The organism is Cellulomonas palmilytica, assembly GCF_021590045.1.
Taxonomy (GTDB): domain Bacteria; phylum Actinomycetota; class Actinomycetes; order Actinomycetales; family Cellulomonadaceae; genus Cellulomonas; species Cellulomonas palmilytica.
Genome location: NZ_CP062221.1, coordinates 1,288,241 through 1,311,512 on the forward strand (window position 1 = coordinate 1,288,241; position 23,272 = coordinate 1,311,512).

At 71.6% G+C, this 23,272-nt stretch carries 21 protein-coding genes and 1 riboswitch; of the genes, 14 read left to right on the top strand and 7 right to left on the bottom strand.

The features are described from left to right. Position 1: 1 nt before the first annotated feature. The 5 genes from F1D97_RS06065 (at position 2) to F1D97_RS06085 (ending at position 4,960) form a co-directional block, all read left to right on the top strand. Positions 2-1,081, top strand: a complete 1,080-nt coding sequence (locus F1D97_RS06065) for a glycosyltransferase family 4 protein (protein WP_236122977.1) — start codon at positions 2-4, stop codon at positions 1,079-1,081. After that, positions 1,081-2,208: a glycosyltransferase family 4 protein gene (locus F1D97_RS06070; RefSeq protein ID WP_236122978.1), complete on the top strand. Its 1,128-nt coding sequence runs from the start codon at positions 1,081-1,083 to the stop codon at positions 2,206-2,208. Before F1D97_RS06065 ends, F1D97_RS06070 begins: the two co-directional genes overlap by 1 nt. Then, on the top strand, positions 2,201-3,502 hold the full coding sequence (locus F1D97_RS06075; RefSeq protein ID WP_236122979.1) for an oligosaccharide flippase family protein: 1,302 nt from the start codon (positions 2,201-2,203) through the stop codon (positions 3,500-3,502). Before F1D97_RS06070 ends, F1D97_RS06075 begins: the two co-directional genes overlap by 8 nt. Positions 3,503-3,511: 9 nt before the next feature. Then, positions 3,512-4,378 (top strand): polysaccharide pyruvyl transferase family protein, encoded by an 867-nt coding sequence (locus tag F1D97_RS06080; RefSeq protein WP_236122980.1) that lies wholly within the window; start codon positions 3,512-3,514, stop codon positions 4,376-4,378. Positions 4,379-4,498: 120 nt separating this feature from the next. Continuing rightward, complete coding sequence (locus F1D97_RS06085) at positions 4,499-4,960, top strand: serine O-acetyltransferase (RefSeq protein WP_236122981.1); 462 nt, start codon at positions 4,499-4,501, stop codon at positions 4,958-4,960. A 430-nt stretch (positions 4,961-5,390) separates the two neighbouring features. Here F1D97_RS06085 and F1D97_RS06090 read toward each other — a convergent pair whose 3' ends face one another. From F1D97_RS06090 to rfbB, 4 genes are all read right to left on the bottom strand, one after another. Continuing rightward, positions 5,391-6,119, bottom strand: coding sequence for an Ig-like domain repeat protein (locus tag F1D97_RS06090; protein ID WP_236122982.1), 729 nt, complete (start codon positions 6,117-6,119; stop codon positions 5,391-5,393). A gap of 208 nt (positions 6,120-6,327) precedes the next feature. Then, positions 6,328-8,163: a DUF4012 domain-containing protein gene (locus tag F1D97_RS06095; protein ID WP_236122983.1), complete on the bottom strand. Its 1,836-nt coding sequence runs from the start codon at positions 8,161-8,163 to the stop codon at positions 6,328-6,330. A 194-nt stretch (positions 8,164-8,357) separates the two neighbouring features. Continuing rightward, positions 8,358-8,564: a DUF2530 domain-containing protein gene (locus tag F1D97_RS06100; protein ID WP_236122984.1), complete on the bottom strand. Its 207-nt coding sequence runs from the start codon at positions 8,562-8,564 to the stop codon at positions 8,358-8,360. A 16-nt stretch (positions 8,565-8,580) separates the two neighbouring features. Next, positions 8,581-9,579 carry a dTDP-glucose 4,6-dehydratase gene (gene rfbB, locus F1D97_RS06105; RefSeq protein WP_236122985.1) on the bottom strand — a complete coding sequence of 333 codons (999 nt, stop codon included), beginning with the start codon at positions 9,577-9,579 and terminating at the stop codon, positions 8,581-8,583. A gap of 54 nt (positions 9,580-9,633) precedes the next feature. Between rfbB and rfbD the strand changes: the two genes are divergently transcribed. The 3 genes from rfbD (at position 9,634) to F1D97_RS06120 (ending at position 12,916) form a co-directional block, all read left to right on the top strand. Then, the gene (gene rfbD / locus F1D97_RS06110; RefSeq protein ID WP_236122986.1) at positions 9,634-10,491 is read left to right on the top strand and encodes a dTDP-4-dehydrorhamnose reductase; all 858 of its coding nucleotides are present in this window, start codon (positions 9,634-9,636) and stop codon (positions 10,489-10,491) included. Next, a complete protein-coding gene (locus F1D97_RS06115; protein WP_236122987.1) occupies positions 10,491-11,117 on the top strand; it encodes a dTDP-4-dehydrorhamnose 3,5-epimerase family protein in 627 nt (208 codons plus the stop codon). The genes rfbD and F1D97_RS06115 overlap by 1 nt, the downstream gene beginning before the upstream one ends. A 98-nt stretch (positions 11,118-11,215) precedes the next feature. After that, complete coding sequence (locus tag F1D97_RS06120) at positions 11,216-12,916, top strand: HNH endonuclease signature motif containing protein (protein ID WP_236122988.1); 1,701 nt, start codon at positions 11,216-11,218, stop codon at positions 12,914-12,916. 216 nt (positions 12,917-13,132) lie between these two features. Here the strand turns inward: F1D97_RS06120 and rfbA are convergent, their stop codons facing one another. After that, positions 13,133-13,993, bottom strand: a complete 861-nt coding sequence (gene rfbA, locus F1D97_RS06125; RefSeq protein WP_236122989.1) for a glucose-1-phosphate thymidylyltransferase RfbA — start codon at positions 13,991-13,993, stop codon at positions 13,133-13,135. Positions 13,994-14,107: 114 nt separating this feature from the next. Here rfbA and F1D97_RS06130 point away from each other — a divergent pair, with 114 nt between their 5' ends. Continuing rightward, positions 14,108-15,553: an NCS2 family permease gene (locus F1D97_RS06130; protein ID WP_236122990.1), complete on the top strand. Its 1,446-nt coding sequence runs from the start codon at positions 14,108-14,110 to the stop codon at positions 15,551-15,553. 21 nt (positions 15,554-15,574) lie between these two features. Here the strand turns inward: F1D97_RS06130 and F1D97_RS06135 are convergent, their stop codons facing one another. Then, positions 15,575-16,051, bottom strand: a complete 477-nt coding sequence (locus tag F1D97_RS06135; protein ID WP_236122991.1) for a VanZ family protein — start codon at positions 16,049-16,051, stop codon at positions 15,575-15,577. Between the two features lie 133 nt (positions 16,052-16,184). On the opposite strand from F1D97_RS06135, the gene F1D97_RS06140 reads away from it, so the two are divergent. The 4 genes from F1D97_RS06140 to F1D97_RS06155 all read left to right on the top strand — a co-directional run bounded on the left by F1D97_RS06140 (position 16,185) and on the right by F1D97_RS06155 (position 20,640). Continuing rightward, positions 16,185-17,510, top strand: coding sequence for a UDP-glucose dehydrogenase family protein (locus F1D97_RS06140; protein ID WP_236122992.1), 1,326 nt, complete (start codon positions 16,185-16,187; stop codon positions 17,508-17,510). 136 nt (positions 17,511-17,646) lie between these two features. Then, positions 17,647-18,072 carry a MarR family winged helix-turn-helix transcriptional regulator gene (locus F1D97_RS06145; protein ID WP_236122993.1) on the top strand — a complete coding sequence of 142 codons (426 nt, stop codon included), beginning with the start codon at positions 17,647-17,649 and terminating at the stop codon, positions 18,070-18,072. Continuing rightward, positions 18,069-19,424 carry an MFS transporter gene (locus F1D97_RS06150; protein ID WP_236122994.1) on the top strand — a complete coding sequence of 452 codons (1,356 nt, stop codon included), beginning with the start codon at positions 18,069-18,071 and terminating at the stop codon, positions 19,422-19,424. Before F1D97_RS06145 ends, F1D97_RS06150 begins: the two co-directional genes overlap by 4 nt. 523 nt (positions 19,425-19,947) lie before the next feature. After that, complete coding sequence (locus F1D97_RS06155) at positions 19,948-20,640, top strand: peptidase (protein ID WP_236122995.1); 693 nt, start codon at positions 19,948-19,950, stop codon at positions 20,638-20,640. Between the two features lie 200 nt (positions 20,641-20,840). On the opposite strand, the gene serC is transcribed toward F1D97_RS06155, so the two are convergent. Further along, positions 20,841-21,992, bottom strand: coding sequence for a phosphoserine transaminase (gene serC / locus F1D97_RS06160; protein ID WP_236122996.1), 1,152 nt, complete (start codon positions 21,990-21,992; stop codon positions 20,841-20,843). A 109-nt stretch (positions 21,993-22,101) separates the two neighbouring features. Here serC and F1D97_RS06165 point away from each other — a divergent pair, with 109 nt between their 5' ends. After that, a complete protein-coding gene (locus F1D97_RS06165) occupies positions 22,102-22,794 on the top strand; it encodes a metal-dependent transcriptional regulator (protein WP_236122997.1) in 693 nt (230 codons plus the stop codon). Positions 22,795-23,128: 334 nt separating this feature from the next. Next, positions 23,129-23,259, top strand: a riboswitch (cyclic di-AMP (ydaO/yuaA leader). The last annotated feature ends 13 nt before the right edge of the window (positions 23,260-23,272 follow it).

Consider the following 23,272-nt stretch of genomic DNA (forward strand, 5'->3'; position numbering starts at 1 on the left):
CGTGAGCCAGCCGATCGAGGCAGGCGTGGCCAACGTCGTCCGGGACCTGGCCGACCACCAGTCGAGTCTGGGCCACGAGGTCGCTGTGGCCTGCCCCGACGGGGGTCACCTCGCGCGCGAGTTGCGCTCGAGAGAGATCACCCACCTCCCGTGGGAGGCCACCCGCAACCCTGGACCTGGAGTTCTCCGGGAGTCGTCCGCGCTTCGGCGCTTGGTCGGGCAGTTCGCGCCGGACCTCGTCCATCTGCACAGCACCAAGGCCGGGCTGGCCGGCCGGCTGGCGTTGCGGGGACGGGTCCCGACGATGTTCGAGCCGCACGCGTGGGGCGACTGGGCTGCATCGGAGCCCGTCGCGACGGCCATCCGCGTCTGGGAGAAGATCGGCGCCCGATGGACGGATCTGACCATATGCCTGAGCGAGGCGGAGGCCGCGCACGCCGTCCGCCTGGGCATCCATCGGACGATCACCATCCCGAACGGCGTCGACACGAGCCGGTTCGCACCGCGCGACAGGGCCCGTGCGAGGCGGGAGCTGGGCGTGGACGACGGTGCCCGGGTGACGCTGTGCGTCGGGCGCCTCGCACATCAGAAGGGGCAGGACCTCCTGCTGCGATCCTGGTCCGCGACGGCTACCGACCCGGGTGCCCTGCTCGTGCTGGTGGGCGGCGGTCCCGATGAGCAGGCCCTGCGTGCACTCGCGCGCGAGATAGGCGAGTCGCGGGTCCGGTTCGTCACCGACTGCGACGACCCGCGCGACTGGTATGCGGCGGCAGACGTCGTGGTCGCGCCGTCGCGGTGGGAGGGCGCAGCGCTCGTGCCTCTAGAGGCGATGGCGATGGGACGTCCGGTCGTGGGTTTCGACGTCGGTGGACTCGCGACCACGATCGGGCCGAACGGCGCAGCCATCGAGCCTGGTGACGTCAACGGTCTGGAGAACGCGCTCGCGAAGATCGACCGAGGTGACGCGAGGTTGCCCGGGGCCTCGGCCATCACCGCGTACGTCAGCGAGCGCCACAGCGCGCGTGTGGCGTTCGATCAGATCACTGCGGCGGCGGCACGCTTGGTGGAGGAGAAGGCGTGATGTCGGATCAGAAGCCGAGGAACGTCTACCTGGTCCACTGGGGCCGGACGGGAGCTGGTCCTCTCTTCCTGCGCGAACTCACGTCGGCGTTTGTGGCTCGTGGCGATCGCACGGCGGTCTCCTACAACGTCGACGCCGAGGGCGCTGACCGCTTCCCTTCGGGAGCGCGCTCGCTCCCGGTCCGGACGTATCGCTCCGCGATGGGCGCCGTGCTCACGCTGCCGCGATCCGCGCTCAACGCGTGGCGGCTCTACCGCGACCTCAAGGGCGTACGCGATCCCGTGGTCATCGGGACGATGGAGCACCTGCACCAGTCCCTCATGATTCCGGTCGTGGCTCGTCGCGGTGGGACGTACGTGTCGATCATCCACGACGTGAAGCTGCATTCCGGCGACGCCAACATTCTGCGGCGGTTCAACCGCTGGGTAGAGTTGCGATTCGCCGATGTGGTGGTGACCCTGTCGAACGCCGACGAGCTACCTCCGCGTCAGGGGCAGCGGGTGCTCCAGAGTGTCCACCCGGCGTTCGGTTCGCCCGCGGCGGATGCAGAACGGGAAGCACGGAACCCTGGGGCGCCGGTCCGCGTCGGGTTCTTCGGGCGCCTGGTGCCCTACAAGGGGCTCGAGCTCATCCCGGAGATCGGTCGCCTGCTCGCGGAGGCACTCCCGAGCGAGCCGATTCGAGTTCACGGTTCTGGACCCCTCGCTGGCGCGAGCTACCTCGTCGACAGCCCCCACGTCGATCTTGACGCTCGCTGGATCCCTGAGGACGAGGTCCCCACGCTCGTCTCACGACTGGACGTGGTGGTCCTTCCGTACACCGAGGCGAGCCAGTCCGGCGTCATTGCGTTGGCAATGGGCCTGGGCGTGCCGTGCGTGGTGACGCCGGTCGGGGGACTGATCCAGCAGGCGAAGGAGACGGGTGCGGCACGCGTTGCCCGAGACGTCACCGCCGAGGCCGTCACGGAGGCACTCGTCGAGGTGCTGACCGACCCCGAGCTGTACGCGGGGCTCATCGAGAGCGGCTTGGCCTCCGCTGCGAACGAATACTCGTGGGGACGGCTCGCCGACGACATCCTGGGTTCCGTCGACGAGAACTCGGCTTCCCCAGGCGGTGCGCGTGGGTAGTCCGCTCGCCAGGCTGAAGAGGGCCGATCGCCGTCAACTCTGGGCGCTTGTCGAACGCGCCGCGCCTCGAGCCGCGACCGCGCTGACCTCCGTCGCGCTGGCGCTCCTCGTGAGTCCGGAAGAGGTGGGCGTGTTCGCCCTCGGGATCGTGGTGCTGACGCTCGTCCAGGCGCTGACGGATGTCGGCGCTCGCCAGTCGCTCCTTCTGCACTGGGCCCGCGGGGAGACCCGAGTCTTCATTCGGCGGTTCACGGCGATCGCGGTTCCCGGGTCCGTCCTCGCGATGGCCGGAGGCTTGACGGTCGTCGCGCTCGTGGCCACAGGAGCGGACCGGTCCTCGTTCGCGCTGCTGATCCCTCTGCTCGTCGTGCCCGGGCTCGCGATCCTGTCGATGCCGTACATGGTGGGCCTGCAGGCCGGGGGGCATTGGCGGCAGGCGACAACGAGCCAGGGCATCGGAGCCATCGCGGGGCTGGCCGTCGGGCTCGTCGTCATGATCGCGACGAGGTCGATCCTGGGTAGTGCGGTGCAGTTCGTCGTCGCTGAAGCCGTGACGCTGCTCCTCGCTGCGTCAGCCGGAAGGCGTCGTATCACTCCTGTCGACGGTGAGGACGCCCCGGGAGTCGCCCGGGACTACGTGCTCACGTCGTCGTACGCGGTGCTCGGCTGGGGGCAGGGGCAGGTCGATCGACTAGCGCTCGGTGCCTGGGCGGGTGCATCCACGCTCGGCCTCTACACGTTCGCGTCTCAGGTGTCGCGGAGTCTTGCGGAGGCGTCCGCTCAGGGAACGAGCTCGGTGCTGCGCGCTGACCTCGGGCAGACCGACTCGTCGGCGGACCGCCGTACGCTTGGCGGCATTGCCAGCCGTGCGATGGTGCGCTCGACGTTCCTGGTCGCGGGCGTTGCGACGGTGTCGATAGTCGGTGCCGCCGTGCTTGCTCTAGTCCTGGACCCTGACTGGCGCCCTGCACTGCTCGTCGTCCCTCTGTTCGCCGCGTCAGGCTTCGGCACCGCCGCGGCCTGGAACATCACCGCGCTCCTGCAGCGACTCGGACTGGTCGCTCGGGCGATGTGGGTGCGGATCATCGGCGTTGGGATGGCGTTCCCGATCGCGTGGGCCGCGTCCCACTCTCTCGGCCTGGCCGCGAGCCTGGTCGTCTTGCGAGAGATCGTGGTGGCATTGCTGCTCGGCCTCGCCTGTGGCCGCTCCGCTCCGGTTCGTGGCCTCGTGACCGCGTGCTCCTGGACGGCGGCATTCTCACTCCTGGGCGTGGTCGCCCTCTGGATCTTCTAAGGAAGCGCAATGCTCGGTGTGTACTGGTGGTCTCCGCTTCGTAGCGCTCGGACGCTCGCAGCAGAGGCGCGGTCGAACGCCAAGGCCTGGACGGTCATGGCGCGGCAGAACTCGGGCCGCATCTACAACTTCGGCGACGAGATCGCCCCCTACGTGCTTCGAGAGCTCACTGGCGAGAAGGTCTCCTGGCGCCCGCCGAGCCGAGCGGACGTCTTCTCGGTGGGTTCCATTCTCGAGATCTATGGGAAGCGGGCGCGGGGCGCGAAGATCTTCGGATCGGGAATCCGCTCCGGGTCCTGGCCCTTCGCGCAGGTGACATCCGACGTCGTCTGCTCGGTGCGGGGGACCTCCACTCGTGACGCCCTCGGCCTGCCGGAGAGCACGGTCCTCGGCGACCCGGGCCTGGCGGTGGCTGTGCTCGATGTCGGAACCGTTCGGCGCACCACGCGTCCTGCTGTCGTCCCGCACTTCGGCACGTTCAGCTCGATGGAGGGCCGAGCGACTCTGAGCTCGCTGCGAGCCCGCGGGTTCGACATCCTCCTTCCGAACACGAATGCGCTCGACATGGTGAGGCGGATTGCGGGCGCGTCGTACGTGGTGACCAGCAGCCTGCACGGCCTGGTCTTTGCCCACGCGCTGGGCGTTCCTGCTGTCCTGACGTCCTTCAGCGGCCATGCGGAGCCGACCTTCAAGTACGACGACTACATGAGCGTCTTCGGAATGCGAGCCGAGTTCCGGCCGGTCGATTCGGCCTATGTGCTCGGCGGCGACGCTGCCGTTGAGGTCCGCAAGGCAGAGGACGCCCAGAGGATCCTCGCCCTCGTACCCGAAGTGGTCGAGGGTATGCGAGAGGCGTCGCAGCGGCTCGTGCAGTAGAGCTGCCAACCACACGAACGAACTTCGTCGATCTGTGAGGGCCCGGACATGGGATTTGCTGAGACTCTGCGCGGTGACTGGGCCGCCAACACTCGCGGTGACCGATCGCGGTCAGGTGCGTTGGCCACGTTCCTGTCGGCGCGCTGGCAGAGCGTTCTGCTCTTTCGCTTGTCGCAGACCATTCCGGCGCCGGCATCGCCGCTCGCCAAGCTGGTGAAGCAGTTCAACCAGATGGTGACCGGCGCAGACCTCGCGGTGAGCGCGGACGTCGCCCCGGGCCTCGTGCTGTTCCACCCTGTCGGAGTCGTGATCGGGCCTGGAGTCAGCATCGGGTCGAACTGTGAGATCCAGCAGGGCGTCACCGTCGGTTCGCGCTACGGCGGCTGGGACGAGCACGACGACTGGCCGGTCCTCGGAGACGGTGTTCGGCTCGGCGCGGGCGCGCGTGTCCTCGGCGCTGTCCACATCGGTACCGGCGCGGTCGTCGGCGCCAACTCGGTCGTCCTGTCGTCGCTCCCGGACGGCGCGGTCGCGGTTGGCGCCCCCGCCCGGGTCGTGAAGGTCGTCAATGAGGCCCTGTGACATCGCCCGCCCGGCGAGTCCGATGACGGGGCTTCCGAGCGAGGATTCCACCACCACGCCCGCCTTGAGCGACGCGAGCACCCTCGCGAACGGGTTGCCGTCGGCCAGGTCGACGCAGATCGCTCGCGTGTGCGCGCCCTCGGGATGTCTGGAGGGCCGGCCCGCGAGGCTGTCTGCCTGAGCAAGACGTCCTGCACCAGAGCGTCTGGCGCCCTGGACACCGGCGTGGGACCGAGACCGTCGAGCGCAGGAACGCGCTCGACCGACCACCCCCAGCAGTCGCCGGACGGCTCCTTCGTGGAGGACTGCGTTGGTGTGATCGGCGACGAGATCTCGCGGCGGTGGCTGCGCCGTCGCGTCGCGAACTTGCGGGTACGCCGAAGGGGCGGCCCTTGCGGACCGCCCCTTCGGCATTGCTCGTGTCAGGTCGTCAGCTGGCCTTGACCGACTTCGACGCCGTCGACGAGGCGTAGTTCTTGTTCGTCGGCGTGAGCTTGACGGTCACCTTGTAGGTGCCGGCCTTCTTGGCCTTCGTGGCGAACGAGACGACGTTCGTCGTGTTCGCCTTGACGGAGACGGTCTTGGTGACCTTGAACCCGCTGGGGCCGGTGATCGTCACGACGGCCTTGCCGGCCTTCGACGGGACGATGCGCACGCTCGGGGTCTTGCCCTTGACGACGGAGGCCGACTTGATCGTGACCTTCGACGGGGCTGAGGTGACCTTGGCGGTCGCGGAGGCGGAGGAGGCCTTGAACTCGGAGCCCTTGGTCGGGGTGTAGTTCACCTTGACCGTGTAGGAGCCCTTGTTCAGGGTGCCGAGGCTGAGGGAGACCTTGCCGGCGGAGAGAGCGCGGACGTAGCTCTTGCCGTTGAAGGCGATCTTCACGGAGCCGGTCGGCGTGCCGGTGCCGGCGGACACCTTGACGGTGACCTTGGAGGTCTTGCCGTAGGTGACGGACGGCACGGAGGCCTTCGTCACCGTGGGGACGGTGTTGGGGTACTGGGCGGCGATCGTCGTGCTCGCGGCGCCGGCGACGGCGGCGGGCGTGGCGACGACCGGGGCGGCCTCGTCTCCGGCGGCCATGGCCGGGATCGCGAGGGCCGCGGGGACGGTCAGTGCCGCCGCCAGCGTCAGTGCAAGGGTCTTCTTCTTCAGCACGAGTGAGTCCTCTTCTCGTCAGCGGGTCGTACGAACACGTCCCGTAGGACTGGTCGCCTTCTAGATGATCGGTCATCCCATGGGTCCACCTGAGCCGGTCGGGCGAATCCCCAAGAATTGCCCCGGGATATCACCCGATCGGAGCAATGTCCGATCCGACATGCGGGACGATCAGCCAAAAGTGTGATCTGGGCCACGCCGGGATCGGTCATCCCGGGCACTGGGTTGCCACGTTCGGGTGATCGCCGTGAGCGGTCGGGGTGGTGCTCACGACGAGGTCGCCGGACAGCTCCGCGGGCACCGAGAACGTCGCCCGGACAGTCGTCCGCTCGCCCGGCGCGAGCTCCGTGGCCCACTGGGCCACGTCCAGCCCGAGGTACGTCGTCTCGAAGATCTCCTCGGGCTCGCCGTCGATCTCGACGGCCTCGAGGGCGCCGCCGGCGGGTGCGTAGAGGTCGTACGTCGTCCGCACGTTGCCGGGGGTGTCGAGGTAGTCGCCGACGACGTACGCCGGCAGCCCCGCGCCACCGGCGGGCCCGGTGTTCTCGAGCGAGAGCTCGACGTCGACCAGGCGCGAGCCGTCCGCCTCGCAGCGCCGCACCTCGGCGGAGACCGCCGTGTCGAGGTACCAGGACATCTTCGCGCCCGACCCGTCGTTGAGGTACACGCCGACGACGGGGGAGTCGCCCTCGCGGCCCGTGACCTCGCCCGCGATCCTCGTCCCCGCGAGGCGCGCCTGCTCCTCGTCGTGCGCGGACCACACCAGGAGCCGACGCTCGTCGACGGCCTGCCCCAGCCCGTCCAGGAGCGACGTCGTCGAGGCGCTCGACCCGGTCGAGACGAGACCGTCGAGCACCGCGCCAGCCGCCGTCGCGAAGTACGCGTCCTGCTCTGCGGGGTCGGTGATGCGCAGGTACACCTCGTTGAGGAACAGCCGCGCGGCGTTCTCGCCCGTGACGGTCGTGCCGTCCGGCAGGTCGACGGGCGCGGAGCGCTCCAGCAGATGACCCAGTGCGACCGGGTCGGTGGCCAGCACACCGTCCACCTGCGTGCCCGTTGCGCGCTCCCACATGGCACGCGCGAGCTCGGCGGCGCGCGGGAACTGCGGCGTGAGCGTCACGTCCTGCACGAACACGGCGATCTGGTCGCCGAACATCGCCTGCTCCTCCGCCGTGAGCGGCAGCACCGGCGCGGTGTCGGGCGTGTTGATCTGACCGGCGCCGCGCTGCTCGACGACGCTCAGCAGGCCGTCCTCGGCGTGCAGCTGCAGGATCGCGCCGGGGATGCCGCCGGACGCGCGCAGCTCCGCGTTGGACTGCACGAGCACCAGGTAGTCGCGCGGGCCGTCCGCGCCGAGCATGGGCGGCAGGAGTGCCGCGGCGCGTGCGGCACCCGCGGTGCTCCCGCTCACCGAGTCGACCGCGTCCTGCAGGCGGGTCACCGCGTCCGCGACGCGCTCGTCGTACTCACCACCGGCCACGCCGGCGAGCCGGACCTGCGCGCTGCGCACCGCGTCGTCGGCCGCGACGATCCCCGGCGCGACCTTCGCGATCGCGGCGACGTGGATCCGGCCGTCGTCACCGACGAGCGTCTCCGGGTCGAGGGTCTCGACGGCGTCGAGCACGCCGGGCATCGCCACCCCCGCGAGGTCGTCGACCGTCCGGGCCAGGGCCCGCACCGCCGAGACGTCGTCGCCGATCCCCGGCAGCGCCTGCGCGAGCGTCAGGGGCAGCCGGTGCGCCGCGGCGTCCGCGGAGGCCGCGGCGTCGGCCGCACGCTGCGCCGGGGAGCGTGCGCCGGCCGCGTCGCCCTCCAGTGCGAGGTCACGTGCGACGAGCACCTCGCGCGCCGCCTCGTCGAGACCCGTGTAGGTACGACGAGCGTCGACCGCACCCCACACCGCGAGCACGACGAGCAGGGCGACCACCCCGAGCGCCCACCACAGCGCGCGGCGCCGCCGCGCGGGCTTCCGCTCCTCGGGCTCCGGACCGGTCGCCGGGGCCGCCTCGTCGGGCGTGGGGGTGGTGGGGTTCTCGTCGTGCATCGGGCTCTCTCGGGTGTCGGCCCACGGCGCGCGCACGCGAGCGTCGGGCCGTCGTCGGTCAGGAGCGCCGGTCGAGGACCGGGCGGGCGGGCGCCGCCGACAGGCAGCTCACCGCGGAGCGGACAAATGCCGCTGCACCCGTTATCGGCACGCGCGGGCCCGGACATGAGCCCGGCTCGTCCGCGGTGTCGACCTCAGCGTCGTCGTGCCGCCCAGCGGAACGCGAGACCACCCAGCGCGACCCCCGTCGCGCACACCGCCGCCGGGACCCAGTCCGTCGTCCCGACGAGCGCGAGCACCGTCGTCACGACGAGCCCGACCAGCCACAGCGCGGACCCCACCACCGCGACGCGGGTGAGGTCGACCTCGACGGGAGGCGGGGGCGGCTGGTCGATCGGCACCCGCGAAGCCTAAGCCTCAGGCCTGGCCGGACAGCGCGTACGCCTCCTCGACGCGCGCCTTCGCCGGGCGCCACCAGTCCTCGTGCTCGCGGTACCAGGCCACCGTCGCTTCCAGGCCCGAACGGAAGTCCGTGTACCGCGGCTCCCACCCCAGCTCCGTGCGCAGCAGCGTCGAGTCGATCGCATACCGCAGGTCGTGGCCCGGGCGGTCCGTCACGTGGTCGAAGTCGTCGGCGTCCCGGCCGAAGATCTCCAGCAGCGTGCGCACCACCTCGAGGTTGTTGCGCTCGCCGTCCGCACCGATGAGGTACGTCTGCCCGATCCGCCCGTCGGTGAGGATGCGCCACACCGCCGCGTTGTGGTCCTCCACGTGGATCCAGTCGCGCACGTTCGCACCCGCGCCGTACAGCTTGGGCCGCACCCCGTCGATGAGGTTCGTGATCTGCCGGGGGATGAACTTCTCGACGTGCTGGAACGGGCCGTAGTTGTTCGAGCAGTTCGAGATCGTCGCCTGCACCCCGAACGAGCGCACCCACGCGCGCACCAGCAGGTCCGAGCCGGCCTTCGTCGACGAGTACGGCGACGACGGGTTGTACGGCGTCGACTCCGTGAACCGCTCCGGGTCGTCGAGCTCCAGGTCGCCGTACACCTCGTCCGTCGAGACGTGGTGGTAGCGCACACCGTGCCGGCGGACCGCCTCGAGCAGCGTGTACGTCCCGACGAGGTTCGTCTGCACGAACGGCCACGGGTTCGTCAGCGAGTTGTCGTTGTGCGACTCGGCCGCGAAGTGCACCACCGCGTCCGTGTCGGCGACGAGCCCGTCGACGAGCGCGGCGTCCGCGACGTCACCCTCGACGAGCGTCACGCGGTCGTCGAGCCCCGCGAGCGACGCGCGGTTGCCCGCGTACGTGAGCTTGTCCAGCACCGTCACCCGGACGTCCGGGTGCTCGGCGACGCTCTGGTGCACGAAGTTGGCCCCGATGAACCCGGCGCCGCCGGTGACGAGAAGACGCATGTCGGAAATGTACCCACCGCCTAGAGTGCTCCCGGGCGGACGAGAGGGTGACATATGCGCTGGGTGGTCGTCGGGGCTGCGGGGATGCTCGGTCGGGACGTCGTCGCACGCCTGCGTCAGGGCGACGACGAGGTCGTCGAGCTGGACCGCGCGGGGCTCGACATCACGTCGCCCGACGAGTGCGCCGCGGCCGTCGCCGGCGCCGACGTCGTCGTGAACTGCGCCGGGTACACCGCCGTCGACGACGCCGAGACGCACGAGGCCGAGGCGTTCACCGCCAACGCCGTCGGGCCGGCCACGCTCGCGCGCGCCACCGCCGACGCGGGCGCGCGGCTCGTGCAGATCTCCACGGACTACGTGTTCGACGGGCGTGCCACCACCCCGTACGACGAGGACGCGCCCCAGGCGCCTCGCGGCGCGTACGGGCGGACCAAGGCCGCCGGCGAGTGGGCCGTCGCCGCGTCCGGCGGCGACCACCTCGTCGTGCGCACCGCGTGGCTCTACGGCGCGCACGGCTCGAGCTTCCCCCGCACCATCGCGCGCGTCGCCCGGGAGCGCGGGTCGCTCGACGTCGTCGACGACCAGCGCGGGCAGCCGACCTGGACGGTGGACGTCGCCGACGCCGTCGCGCGGCTCGTCGCCGCCCGGGCGCCGCGCGGGACGTACCACGCGACGTCGTCGGGGGAGACGACGTGGTTCGGGTTCGCCCGGGCCGTCGTCGCCGCCGCGGGGCTCGACCCAGCGATCGTCGCGCCGACGACCTCCGAGAAGTTCGTGCGCCCCGCGCCTCGACCCGCGTACTCGGTGCTCGGGCACGGGGCGCTGGCGCACGTGGGGCTCGCGCCCATCGGGGACTGGCGCGAACGGTGGGAGGCGGCCGCCGGGGCCGTCCTGGGCGAGGAGGAGAGCTGATGGGCATGGAGCCGCTGGCCGTCGACGGCGCGTGGAGGGTCACGCAGCGCGTGTTCGGGGACGCCCGTGGGGCCTTCCTCGAGTGGTTCAAGGCCGACGAGCTCGAGCAGGTCACGGGGCGGCGGTTCGACCTGCGCCAGGCCAACCTCTCCGTCTCCGCCGCGGGCGTGCTCCGCGGCGTCCACTTCGCCGACGTGCCGCCCGGGCAGGCCAAGTACGTGACGTGCGTGCGCGGCGCCGTGCTCGACGTGATCGTCGACATCCGCGTCGGGTCGCCCACCTATGGAGCCTGGGACGCCGTGCTGCTGGACGACGAGTCGCGCGAGGCCGTGCTGATCTCCGAGGGGCTCGGGCACGCGTTCTGCTCGCTCGAGGACGGGTCGACCGTCGCGTACCTCTGCTCCGCGCCCTACAACCCGACCGGGGAGCACGGCGTCCACCCGCTCGACCCGGCCATCGGGATCGCCTGGCCGACCGTGGGGCGCGACGGGTCGCCGCTCGAGTACGTGCTGTCCGAGAAGGACGCCGCGGCGCCCACGCTGGAGGAGGCCCGGGTCGCCGGGCTGCTGCCGCCGCTCTCCGACGTGCGGGCGTTCGTGTCGACGCTGGCGCCGGTCGCGGGGTAGTCCGCTGCCGGCGGTCCGGGCGACCGTCTCTCGGGTCCTCGTCCACAGGTCGGGTCCGAGGGTTGTTCGAGCTGTCCTGATTGCGTAGAATCGTACACATGTTCGAGACGCCGCGTGACGAGGGTGCGCTCGCGGCCGGCGGTGCGGTCGCGGGCTCTGCGGCCATGTCCCGCGCGCCCGACGTAGGTCGGCGGCTGGAGGCGGTCGTCGATGAGCTGGTGGCGCTCGCCGGTGCCACGCGTGAGGCCGCAGGGTGGACCGGCGTCGAGCGTGCCCGGATCCTCGCGGTGCTCGACCGCGTGCCCGGGCTCGTGACGAGCGTGCGGGCGCCCGTGCTGGTCGCGCAGCAGCGGGCCGCAGCGCGGGTCGGGGCGGAGCGCGAGTTCGCCGACCAGCGGGCGCGGGCCATCGCCGGATCGCGGTTCCAGGCGGACCGTCAGGTGCGGGCCGCGCATGCGCTCACGCGCCTCGACGAGGTCCGCGACGCCGTGCACGAGCGGCGGATGCTCGAGCCCCACGTGGACGCCCTGGCGCGCGTGCTCGACACCGCGTCGACCGAGGTCGACGCGTTCCTCGCCTCGCCCGAGGGGCAGCAGCGGGTCGTGGCCCTGGCGGATGGCTCCGACGCCCGGCAGTTCGCCCGCGACCTCGCCGTGCTCGCCGCGAGCCACGACCCGCAGGCGACCGACGACGCGCGCGAGGCCGCGCGCAGGGCGCGGTTCCTCCACCTGACGCACGCGTCCGACGGGACGTTCCTGCGCGGCCGGCTCGACCCGCTTGCCGGGCGAGCGCTGCAGGCCGCCCTCGACGCGACGGGCCACCGCCCCGACGACGACCGCGCGCCTGAGCAGGCCCGCGCCGACGCGCTCACGGCCCTCGCCCGCCACGCCCTCGGCGCGCGGGCCGGGTCGTCATGCGCAGCCGCGGGCGCCTCCGGGCCCGAGCAGGCGGTCCCTGGCGTCGAGGACGAGCCGGTGGTGACCGCCGGCGGGCAGGTCGTGAGGCCCGGCGTGGTGCCGGACGGTGATCAGGACGGCACGCCGGGCGTGGTGCCCGACGGTGCTCAGGTCGTGACACCGGGCGTGGTGCCGCAGGTGAGCCTGGTCGTACCCGCAGCGACCTGGCACGCGGTGCGCGAGCGACTACGTCGCCGAGGTGCCGGCACCGTCGGCGACCAGAAGGGCGCGAGCCGGCGCGGAGCCGTGGGCGAGCGCGTGGCCGCGGGTGGTCGCGCCGACGGGGGCGTGAGTGCGTCGGAGCCCGTCGAGCGCGAGGACGCCGGCGGGTGGCCCGCCGACGGGATCGAGCCCGCGCGGAGCGATGACGGGACGGTCGTGACGTCGCACGAGCTCGCGGCCGCACTGTGCGACTGCGAGATGACGCGCGTGGTGACGAGCGCGCAGGGAGTGCCGCTCGACGTCGGCCGGACCCGGCGGATGTTCACCCCCGCGCAGCGACGGGCCGTCGTGGTACGCGACCAGGTGTGCGCGTGGAACGGCTGCTCCGTCGCGCCCGCGTACTGCCAGGTGCACCACATCGCGTGGTGGCACCGGGACGGCGGGCGGTCGGACCTGGCGAACGCGGTTCTGCTGTGCGACTTCCACCACCACGAGGTGCACCGCCTCGACCTCTCGGTCGTCCGCGAACCGGTCGGTCGGCAGCGGCGAGCAGCCGAGGCCGTGCGACCGGGCGGTCCGACGCGGGCCCGCTACACGTTCTGCGACCGCGCGGGCCGGACGCGCAACGCCCCGCCGCGCCCGACTGCCCCGCCGCGCCCGACTGCCCCGCTGCGCACGTGACGCCGGTGCCGCACAGCGCGAGGGAGCGTTCGCAAGGCGTCGGTCGAGGGCGGCGCTTCGGCGGAGGAGGCTCGGCGGAGCAGGCTCGGCTGAGGAGGCTTCGGTCGTGGGTGCTTCGGTCGCGGAGGGTCAGTCGAGGAGGCTCGGCCGGGGGTGCTTCGGTCGCGGGTGCTTCGGTCGCGGAGGGTCAGCCGAGGGTGCTTCGGTCGCGGAAGGTCAGTCGAGGAGGCTGAGGAGGTAGGTGCCGTAGCCGGACTTGCCCAGGGCGGCGGCGCGGGCGCGCAGGCCGTCGTCGTCCAGGAAGCCGCGGCGCCAGGCGACCTCCTCGGGGGCGCCGATCTTGAGGCCCTGGCGGTGCTCGATCGCGCGGACGTAGTCGCTCGCGTCGAGCAGGGACTCGAACGTGCCGGTGTCGAGCCACGCGGTGCCGCGGGGGAGGACCGAGACCTGCAGCGAGCCGCGCTCGAGGTAGACGCGGTTGACGTCGGTGATCTCGTACTCGCCGCGCGCCGAGGGCTCGAGGTCGCGGGCGATCGCGACCACGTCGTTGTCGTAGAAGTACAGCCCGGGGATCGCGTACGGCGAGCGGGGCTTCGCCGGCTTCTCCTCGATCGACAGCGCGCGACCTTCGTCGTCGAACTCCACGACGCCGTACGCGGTCGGGTCGGCGACGCGGTACGCGAACACCGCCGCGCCGTCGACGTCGGAGAACCGCAGGAGCTGGTCGCCCAGACCGGTGCCGTAGAAGATGTTGTCGCCGAGCACGAGCGCGACCTTCTCGTCGCCCACGAAGTCGGCCCCGATCACGAACGCCTGTGCGAGCCCGTTCGGCTCGGCCTGCACGGCGTACGAGATCGAGATGCCGAACTGGCTCCCGTCGCCCAGCAAGCGCTGGAACTGCTCGGCGTCGTGCGGGGTCGTGATGACCAGCACGTCGCGGACGCCCGCGAGCATGAGCGTCGAGAGCGGGTAGTAGATCATCGGCTTGTCCCAGACGGGGACGAGCTGCTTGCTGACGCCGAGGGTGATGGGGTGCAGTCGCGTTCCGGAGCCCCCCGCAAGAATGATGCCGCGCATCCACCGAGTATGTCTGAATCACCGGGAAGAGCGGGTGTGATGCGCGCCGCTCGCGGGACCACGATGTGACACGAACTGTCCACATGGGAAACCTGTGTCTGCCACACTTCGCGCATGGCTTCGACCCCTCCTGCGGCTGACGTCCGCGTCATTCCCCCCAAGAACGCCATCGACCGGTTCTTCAAGATCTCCGAGCGTGGGTCCACGATCGGCACGGAGATCCGTGGCGGTCTCGTCACGTTCTTCACGATGGCCTACATCATCGTCCTCAACCCGATCATCCTCGGCGGGTCCGACGGCACTGGCGCCCCGCTAGCGGAGCCGACGACCATCGCAGCGACCACGGCGCTCGTCGCCGGTGTGCTGACGATCCTCATGGGCGTGATCGCGAACTTCCCCCTCGCGCTCGCGGCCGGCCTCGGGCTCAACGCGGTCGTCGCGTTCTCGATCGCGATCCTGCCGGACGTGACGTGGCAGGACGCGATGGGCATCGTCGTCCTCGAGGGCATCGTCATCTTCGTCCTGGTGCTGACCGGGTTCCGCAAGGCGGTGTTCGAGGCGGTCCCGGCGTGGCTGAAGACCGCCATCAGCGTCGGCATCGGCTTGTTCATCGCGTTCATCGGCTTCTTCGACGCCGGCTTCGTCAACGTGCCGTGGAACCCGGACTTCCCGCCGTCGGTCCCGGTCGAGCTCGGCGTCGGCGGCTCGATCTCCACGTGGCCGGTCGCGGTGTTCGTCTTCGGACTGCTGCTGACGATCATCCTCATGGTCAAGAAGGTCCGCGGCGCGATCCTCATCTCGATCCTGGGCACCACGGTGCTGGCGGTCATCGTCAACGCGGTCGCCGACGTGCAGTGGAAGCTCACGACGCCCGAGGTGCCGGACAAGGTCGTCTCGACCCCGGACTTCTCGCTCGTCGGTCACTTCTCGCTGTTCGGTGCGTTCGAGAAGATCGGCGTCCTGTCGGTCCTTCTGCTGGTGTTCTCGCTCCTGCTCGCGGACTTCTTCGACACGATGGGCACCATGGTCGCCGTCGGTGGCGAGGCCGGGCTGCTCGACAAGGACGGCAACCCGCCGAAGACGCAGCAGATCCTCATCGTCGACTCGATCGCCGCGGCCGCGGGTGGTGCTGCGGGTGTCTCGAGCAACACGTCGTACATCGAGTCCGCGTCGGGTGTCGGTGACGGTGCGCGGACGGGTCTGGCCTCGGTCGTCACGGGCATCGCGTTCCTGCTGGCGACGTTCCTGGCCCCGCTCGTCGCGGTCATCCCGTCGGAGGCGGCCGCCCCGGCGCTCGTCGTCGTCGGCTTCCTGATGGTGACGCAGGTGCTCGACATCGACTGGCACGACTACACGATCGCCATCCCGGCGTTCCTCACGATGATCCTCATGCCGTTCGCCTACTCGATCACGGCGGGCATCGGCGCGGGCGTCATCCTGTTCGTGATCCTGCAGGTCGTCGTCGGCAAGGGTCGCAAGATCCACCCGCTGATGTGGCTGATCACGGTGATGTTCGTCCTGTACTTCGTGCGCGGCCCGATCGAGAACCTCGTCGGCTGACCGATCCGCGCTCGACGCACGTCAACGACGGGCCGGTTCTCCTGCGGGGGAGCCGGCCCGTCGGCGTTCGGCTCGGCGAGCCCGGCGGGCGTCGAGCAGGACGACGGCGGCTGCGCCGAGCAGGGCGCCGAGCGTGTTCATGACGACGTCCTGGACGGTCGGGACGCGCGTGGGCAGCCAGGTGCGCTGCGCGAGCTCGATCGCGCTGGACAGCACGAGGCCGGTGACCGTGCTGAGCGCGACCACGCGGGCGGGTCCGCGCAGGGGCGCGGGGGTCGGGTCGGTGCCGACGAGCAGCGTGAGCAGCACCCCGAGCGGCACGAACATCACGACGTTCGCGAGGGCCTCGGTCACCTCGAACGACAGGGGGACGCCGTGTGCGGCGAGCCACGTGCAGATTTCCCGGACGACTCCCAGCTCGTCGTCGAACTCGTCGGCGGGCCGCAGCGTGATCCAGGCGACGAGCATGGTCCAGCAGGTGAGAGCGCCGACGAGCACCCGGCGGCGTGTGTGCCAGGGGCGCCCGGAAACGGGCGAGCCGGACGAGACGGATGGGACCACGGGTGTGAGGGTAGGCCGGATCCGGCCGGTACCCTCGTGCGAGACCGTCCCTGGAACAGGAGTGCAAGTCGTGCGCATCAGCGTGATCGGTTGTGGGTATCTGGGTGCGGTGCACGCCGCGGCCATGGCGTCTCTCGGCCACGAGGTCGTCGGGATCGACGTCGACGAGCGCAAGATCGACGCGCTGCGTGCGGGTCGTGCGCCGTTCTTCGAACCGGGTCTGCCGGAGCTGCTGCTCGAGGCGGGCGCGGCGGGCGGTCTGACGTTCTCGACGGACATCGCCGCCGTCGCGGGCGCGCGCGTGCACTTCGTGTGCGTGGGCACGCCGCAGATGAAGGGCGAGTTCCGCGCGGACATGCAGTACGTCGACGCGTCGGTCACGTCGCTGCTGCCGCACCTGCAGCCGGGTGACGTGGTCGTCGGCAAGTCGACGGTGCCGGTGGGCACGGCGGAGCGGCTCGCGGAGCAGATCGCGCCGACGGGCGCGACGCTGATCTGGAACCCGGAGTTCCTGCGTGAGGGCTTCGCGGTGGAGGACACGCTGCATCCGGACCGGTTCGTGTACGGCCTGCCGACCGACGCGCAGGGTGTGGTGACGCCCGCGGGCGAGGCGGCCAAGGTGCTGCTCGACGAGGTGTACGCGACGCCGCTGGCGGACGACACCCCGCTCGTCGTGACGGACTACCCGACGGCGCAGCTCGTGAAGGTCGCGGCGAACTCGTTCCTCGCGACGAAGATCTCGTTCATCAACGCGATGGCGGAGCTGTGCGAGGCGACGGGCGGTGATGTCACGCAGCTCGCGGACGCGATCGGCTACGACGTGCGCATCGGCCGCAAGTTCCTCAACGCGGGCCTCGGCTTCGGCGGCGGGTGCCTGCCGAAGGACATCCGCGCGTTCATGGCGCGTGCGGGCGAGCTGGGCGTGGACCAGGCGCTGACGTTCCTGCGTGAGGTCGACTCGATCAACGGCCGGCGCCGGGAGCGCATGGTCGAGCTGGCGCGCGAGGTGTGCGAGGGCACGCTCGTCGGCAAGCGCGTCGCGGTGCTGGGTGCGACGTTCAAGCCGAACTCCGACGACATCCGGGACTCGCCGGCTCTCGCGGTCGCGGACATGCTCGAGAAGGCGGGTGCGCACGTCGTCGTGACGGACCCGCAGGGGATCGAGAACGCGCGGGCCGCGCGCCCGAACCTGCACTACGCGGACGACGTGCTGGACGCGGTGAAGGACGCGGACGTGGTGCTGCTGGGCACGGAGTGGGCGGAGTACCGGGACCTCGACCCGGACAAGCTCGCGGACGTGGTCGCCGCGAAGCACATCCTCGACGGCCGCAACGTGCTGGACCCGGCGCGCTGGCGTGCCGCGGGCTGGACGTACCGGGCACTGGGCCGACCCTGACCCGACGGCGTACGCGCCGCACGGACTCACGACGCCGCTCGTCCCCTGGTGGGGGCGGGCGGCGTCGTCGTGCGTGAGGCGCGGAACGGCCTTTTCCCAGAGTCATTACTACAGGTAATGAGTTATGCTCACGACCATGCCCTCCGACGCCCACGCCCTCGCCTCGGAGCTGCGCCCCGCCGTGATCATGGCCGCCCGTCGGATCCGCGCCGAGCGCGGCTCCGCCGACCTGTCCGACCCGCAGTACTCCGTCCTCGTCCACCTCGAGAAGCGCGGCCCCCTCACGCCGGGCCAGCTCGCCGACCTCGAGCGCATCCAGCCGCCGTCCATGACACGCACGGTCAACTGCCTCGCGGACGCGGGCCTCGTCGCGAAGGACGCGCACCCCACCGACGGCCGCGTCGTCGTCGTGAGCCTCACCGACGCGGGCCGCACCGAGGTCAGCGAGACCCGGCGCAAGCGGTCGCAGTGGCTCGAGGCGCAGCTCGAGGCGATGACGTCCGACGAGCGCCGGCGCCTCGACGAGGCGATCGCGCTGCTGCGGAGGATCGCCGAGGCATGAGCACGTTCGACTCCCTGAGGTTCTTCAACTACCGGCTGTGGTTCGCCGGCGCGCTCGTCGCGAACGTCGGCACGTGGATGCAGCGCGTCGCGCAGGACTGGCTCGTCCTGACCGACCTGTCCGACGACTCCGGCGTGGCGGTCGGCATCACCACCGCGCTGCAGTTCGCGCCGACCCTGTTCCTGTCCGCGTGGGCCGGCCTGCTCGCGGACCGCCTCGACCGGCGCAAGCTGCTCATCGCCACGCAGGTGGGCCAGGGCGTGCTCGCCGCCGCGCTCGGTGTGCTCGTGCTGTCGGGCCATGCGCAGCTGTGGCACGTGTACGTGTTCGCCGGCCTGCTCGGCTGCGTCTCGGCGATCGACGGACCGGTGCGCCAGACGTTCGTCGCCGAGCTCGTCCCGGCCGACAAGCTGTCCAACGCGGTCGGCCTGAACTCCGCGTCGTTCAACGCCGCGCGCCTCATCGGCCCCGGCCTGGCCGGGCTGCTCATCGCGTGGGTCGGCACCGGGTGGGTGTTCGTCATCAACGCGGTCTCGTTCGCCGCGACGATCCTCGCGCTCACCGGCATGCGCCTGACCGAGCTGCACACCATGCCGACCGCACCGCGCGGCACCAAGGGGCAGATCCGCGCGGGTATGCGGTACGTGCGGCGGCGCACCGACATCGTCGTGATCATGGTCGTCGTCGGCGTGGTCTCGACGTTCGGGCTCAACTTCCAGCTCACGAGCGCGCTCATGGCGCGCACCGAGTTCGGCAAGGGCGCCGGGGAGTACGGGATCCTCGGCTCGATCCTCGCGATCGGCTCGCTCACGGGGGCGCTGCTCGCCGCGCGACGTGAGCGGCCGCGGGTGCGCCTCGTGATCGGGGCGGCGTTCGGGTTCGGGCTCGCGTCCGGCGCGATGGCGCTCATGCCCACGTACGCGTCGTTCGCGGTCGCGTGCATCCCCGTCGGGCTCGCGTCGCTCACGATGATGACGGCCGCCAACGCGACCATCCAGATGACCACCGAGCCCGCGATGCGAGGGCGCGTCATGGCGCTCTACATGATGGTCTTCCTCGGCGCGACGCCCATCGGCTCGCCGGTCGTCGGCTGGATCGGGGAGGAGTTCGGCGCGCGGTGGTCGATCGGCATCGGCTCGATCACGGCGCTCCTGGTCTCCACGGGTGCCGCGCTGTGGGCGCGCAAGGCGTGGGACGTCGAGGTCCGCTACCACCTGCACCGCCCGCACCTGGAGGTCGTGCACCGCGACGGTTCGGGCGTCGCGGAGCGCGCGTCCGACGAGCACGCGCGCCTCGAGGGTGCCGCACGCTCGGCCGCCCAGGACACCGCCGACAAGGCCACCGCCGCCTGATCCCTGTCCCACCCAGTCAGGACCAGACCCGGACGACCCGGTCGCGACGACCCCGCACCCTCGACGACCCGGTCCCGACGACCCCGCCCCTCGACCACCCGGTCCCGACGACCCCGCCCCTCGACGACCCGGTCCCGACGACCCCGTCCTCGCTCGCGGACCGACCCCCGACGCCGCGAGCAGCAGACTCGTCGCGCCTCCCGCCGAGACCGTCATCACTCGCGGTATGGACGACGGAAGCCGGAGGAACCGCGGGTTCGTCGTCGCGCCTCCCGCCGAGACCGTCATCGCTCGCGGTATGGATGACGAAAGCCGGAGGAAGCGCGGGGTCGCGACAGACGGGCGGGGTCGGGAGTCGCTGACGAGGGCAACGGACCACCCGGACGGGGCAAGAAAACAGGTCGAAGGTATGGGAGCCGGTGGAAATCACCCGATCTGCCGCTAGGAGAGGTGGCCCGCGAGCGCGAGGATAGGTCCCGAAATGTACGAATCGTCCGAACTCTCCAGACGGTGGGTCGCCCTCATGCGCAAGCTCCTGCGGACCTGTCTCGCACTCATGATCGCCGTGCTCGTCGTGGGCGCGCCGTCGATGGCCTCGGCGGTCACCGAGCCGCCGCCCACGGACGGCTGCGAGATCAACGCCGACGCCCCCGCCGCCGACGGCGAGGGCGACTACGCACCGCCGCTGCCGTGCGAGCTGCGCGTCGTCACCAAGAACCCGATCTGCGACAACGACGTGCCGAAGCTGCAGTACGCGGTCGAGGCCATCGGGACGCCGAACACCACCGTGACGATCACGTGGATCAACCCGAGCGGCGCCGACGTCGTCCAGTCCGGCCTGCCGCTGTCCGGCACCGTGCTGTGGCCGGGTGCCGTGGAGCAGAACGGCAAGGGCGTCGACTGGCCGGGCTGGCGGCAGCTGCCGGACGGCACCTGGGTCGAGGGCGACGAGTACGACTGGGTCCGCCCGTCCGTGCAGGTGAAGTTCGAGGTCAACCCCGAGGCGACCGTGACCGTGGCGTACCCGCCGTCGAGCCCGCAGTGCCTGACGAGCCCTCCGGGCAGCTCGGTGCTCGCGGACGACCCGACGCCTGAGCTCTCCGCGACCGGGTCGAACGCGCTGCCCGTGGCGCTCGTGGGTGGCGGGCTCGTGGCCGCCGGTGCGATCGCGCTCGCCGCGACCATGCGTCACCGCCGCCGGGCGCAGCAGTCCTGACACCAGGCAGTCCTGACACCAGGCAGTCCTGACGTCAGACAGACCTGACGCAGCGGGCTCGTCCCGCGATCACGACGAAGGTCGCCGGCCACGAGGGGGTCGGCGACCTTCGTCGTGCCTGGACGTCGCGGGAGCCAGGCCCACGCGGGACCGGCGAGGGACGGGGCGAACGGCGGGCGAAGGACGGGCGAAGGACGGGGTCAGACGAGCTGGTCGACCACGTGGTCGATGCACGCCGTGAGCGCGAGGACGTCGTCCGGGTCGACCGCGGGGTAGGTCGCGATGCGCAGCTGGTTGCGGCCGAGCTTGCGGTAGGGCTCGACGTCGACGACGCCGTGCGCGCGCAGCGCCTTCGCGATCGTGGCGGCCTCGACCTCGGGTGCGAAGTCCACGGTCGCGACGACGGGGGAGCGCAGCGAGGGGTCCTCGACGAACGGGGTCGCCCAGTCGCGCGCCTCCGCCCACGCGTACACGTGGCCCGACGAGGTCGCGCTGCGGTTCGCGGTGAACTCGAGCCCGCCGCCGGCGAGCATCCAGTCGACCTGCTCGGCGAGCAGCAGGAGCGTCGCGATGGCCGGGGTGTTGAGCGTCTGGTCGAGGCGCGAGTTCGTCACCGCCGTGGTGAGCGACAGGCTCTCGGGCACCCAGCGCTCGCGCTCGAGCCGCTCGGCACGCTCGACGGCCGCGGGCGACAGCGCCGCGAGCCACAGTCCGCCGTCGGACGCGAAGGACTTCTGCGGCGCGAAGTAGTAGACGTCGGTCTGCGCGACGTCGACGGGCACGCCGCCCGCGGCGGACGTCGCGTCGACGACGACGAGCGCGCCCTGCTCGCGCGAGCGCTCCACACGGCGGACCGGTGCGACGGCACCCGTGGAGGTCTCGTTCTGCGGCCAGGCGTACACGTCCACGCCGTCCGCGTGCGCGGGCACGGCGACCGAGCCGGGCGCGGCCCGGGTGACGACGGGCTCGTCGAGGAACGGCGCCCTCGTCGTCGCCGCCGCGAACTTCGCGCCGAACTCGCCGAACACGCCGTGCGCGGCGCGCTTCTCGACGAGGCAGAACGTGGCGAGGTCCCAGAACAGCGTCGAGCCGCCGTTGCCGAGGGCGACCTCGTAGCCGTCGGGCAGCGACAGCAGCTCCGCGAGACCCGCGCGCACGCGGCCGACGAGCCGGCGCACGGGCGCCTGGCGGTGGGACGTGCCGAGCAGCGAGGCGCCGGACGCGGCGAGCGCCTCGACCTGCGCGGTGCGGATCTTGGACGGCCCGGAGCCGAACCGTCCGTCGCGCGGCAGCAGCTCCGCGGGGATCGTCAGGGTCGTGGGCGCGCCGCTCGCGGCGGTGATCTCGGGCACCCAGCGAGGATAGAACCGTCGGGGGGTGCCCCACGACCGTCCTTGGGACCAACTACCCTGTCACTGCGGCCGAGGACGCAGCGGCCGTTGCGACCTGGGAGGCAACGCGGTGAGCGACCTGATCGACACGACGGAGATGTACCTCAAGACTGTCTACGAGCTCACCGAGGAAGGCATCACCCCCCTGCGCGCGCGGATCGCGGAGCGCCTCGGCCACTCGGGTCCGACCGTCTCGCAGACCGTCGCGCGCATGGAGCGTGACGGGCTCGTCGTCGTGACGGGGGACCGTCACCTGGAGCTCACGGAGCTCGGCCACGCGAAGGCCGTGCGGGTCATGCGCAAGCACCGCCTCGCGGAGCGGCTGCTCACCGACGTCGTCGGCCTCGAGTGGCCGTACGTCCACGAGGAGGCGTGCCGCTGGGAGCACGTCATGAGCGAGCGCGTCGAGAAGCGCCTCGCGGCGCTGCTGGACCACCCGCACTTCGACCCGTACGGCAACCCGATCCCGGGCCTGCCGGAGATCGGGGAGGAGCAGACGCCGGTCGGGTTCCTCGACGGCGTCCAGTCGCTCACGCAGGCGACGGCCGGCGCCGACGGGCGCGCGGTCGTGTCGCGGATCGCGGAGCCGCTGCAGGTCGACGTGGAGCTGCTGACGCGGCTCGCGTCGGCGGGCGTGGTCCCGGGTGCGGAGATCACGGTCGAGAAGGCCGCGGGGGTCGTGACCGTGGGCGTGCCGGGGGCGGAGGTCGTCCTCGACCTTCCCGACGAGGTCGCGCGGCACATCTTCGTGGGCCAGCGCTGACCGCTGCGCGCCGTACCCCGCCCGGCCGCAGCGGGGGCGCCGTGATCTGCGCGTGATGTGGTCATCCGTCCGAATTGGTCGGATGCTGAGACGACCGCTCGCCGGGTGAACTGCGTCACGATCCGTGACGCACGCTCCCACCGCCTCTGGCCAGGACCTTCGCCCCGACCTGGCGCGCGCCTCCTGGGCGCGTGTCCAGACTGCCGCGGATTCGTCGTGATCGGAACGTGACAATCTCCGGGGGCCTCATGTACGTTCGACCTGCTTCACGGAACCCCTCCTCCGCGAAGCCCTCGAGCGGAACGCCTAGCCCTGCCGCCGCGAGAGGTCCGCACGAACCGCCGGCAGGGGCGGGGGACCCACATTCGGGCGCTACGGCGTCCTTGGGGTGAAGCCCCGTCGCAGACTCCGGTCCGCGGCGAGGCCGGGTGATCTCCCACCCGAACCCGACAGCTGACCTCGCAGGCGCTAGGAGACC